At 77.0% G+C, this 1,458-nt stretch carries 2 protein-coding genes; both read left to right on the top strand.

Features of this window, described 5'->3' with window-relative positions; all coding sequences use genetic code 11:
* A partial coding sequence (locus DVA66_RS20395) for an AAA family ATPase (protein WP_157974210.1) occupies nt 1–1,053 on the top strand: 1,053 nt, incomplete at its 5' end.
* 57 nt (nt 1,054–1,110) lie between these two features.
* On the top strand, nt 1,111–1,458 hold a 348-nt coding region (locus DVA66_RS20390), incomplete at its 3' end, for a MarR family winged helix-turn-helix transcriptional regulator (protein WP_198672009.1).

Here is a 1,458-nt window from a genome sequence, read left to right as displayed (position 1 = left end):
CTGGACGAGATGTCGATGGTCTCGCTGCCGATGATGGCCCGGCTGCTCGAGGCCACCCGCAGCGGCACCCGGGTGGTCCTGGTGGGCGACCCCGACCAGCTGACCTCGGTGGAGGCGGGGGCGGTGATGGCCGACGTGGCCGGCGCCGCCGCGGCCGCCCCGGCGCTGCGGCCCGACGACGTCCGGCTGACGGCCCTGGAGCAGGCCCGGGCCGACGACCGCCCCGAGACCGGACGGTCGCAGCCCGTCGAGGTGGAGCTGGCGCCGGTGGCCCGCGGGGTGGTGCAGCTGCGCCACACCTGGCGGTTCGGGGCCGAGATCGGTGCGCTGGCCGACGCGTTGCGCGCCGGGCGGGCCGACGACGCGGTCGCGGTGCTGCGGGCGGGTGGGGAGCACCTGTCGTGGGTGGAGACCGACCTCGCCGCCTCCGGTACCCGGGGTGAGCCGCTGGCCGGGCTCGAGCCGCTGCGGCAGGCGGTGCTGCGTTCGGGACGGGCGGTGGACGCCGCCGCCCGCGCCGGCCGGGCCGCCGAGGCGGTCGAGGCGCTGGAGCAGCACCGGGTGCTCTGCGCCCACCGTGGCGGCCCCTTCGGCGTCGCCCGGTGGAGCCGCGTGGTCGAGGGCTGGCTGGCCGAGGCCGTCGAGGGCTACGGCGAGGGCGGCGAGTGGTATCTCGGCCGGCCGCTGCTGGTCACCGCCAACGACCCCGACATCGGGCTGTACAACGGCGACACCGGGGTGGTGGTGAGCACTGCACGGGGGCTGCAGGCGGCCTTCTCCCACGGGCGGGAGCCGGTGCTGCACCCGTTGATCCACCTCGACGCGGTGCAGTCGGTGCACGCCATGACGGTGCACAAGGCCCAGGGCAGCCAGTTCGCCCAGGTCACCTTCGTGGTGCCGCCGCTGGACTCCGCGCTGCTCACCCGCGAGCTGCTCTACACCGCCGTCACCCGGGCCCGGGACCGGGTCGAGATCATCGGCACCGAGGACGCTCTGCGCCGCGCGGTGGAGCGCCCGGCCAACCGGGCCTCCGGGCTGCGCCACCGCCTGTAGCCGTCGCCTCTCCGACGAATGGTTGCTTGCGTCAGTCAAGTAGCGCAGGATGGCGCCATGGCCCGTCTGGAGAACCTGCTCGGCGCCTCGGCGCTGGCCCTGACCGACCGGCTCGTCGCTGCCGAGCCCGGGGGCGCCGCCACCACCGGCCCGACCGAGCGCGCCGCCCTGGTGACGCTGCTCGCCCACCCCGACCAGCCGGTGTCCTGGCTGGGTGCGGTGCTCGGGCTGACCCCCTCCGGGGTCACCCGTCTGGTCGACCGGCTGGTGGCCGCCGGCTCGGTCACCCGGGTGGCCGGCACGGACGCCCGCAGCCGCCGGGTGCGGCTGACCGACGTCGGCCGCGGGCGCGCCGAGGCGGTGCTGCACGCCCGCGAGGCGGCGCTGGCCGACGTCGTCCGCGAC

It is taken from the genome of Desertihabitans aurantiacus (genome assembly GCF_003344635.1).
GTDB lineage: Bacteria > Actinomycetota > Actinomycetes > Propionibacteriales > Propionibacteriaceae > Desertihabitans > Desertihabitans aurantiacus.
Note: the sequence above shows the minus strand (reverse complement) of the source record. Positions and strands in the feature narration are given on the sequence as shown.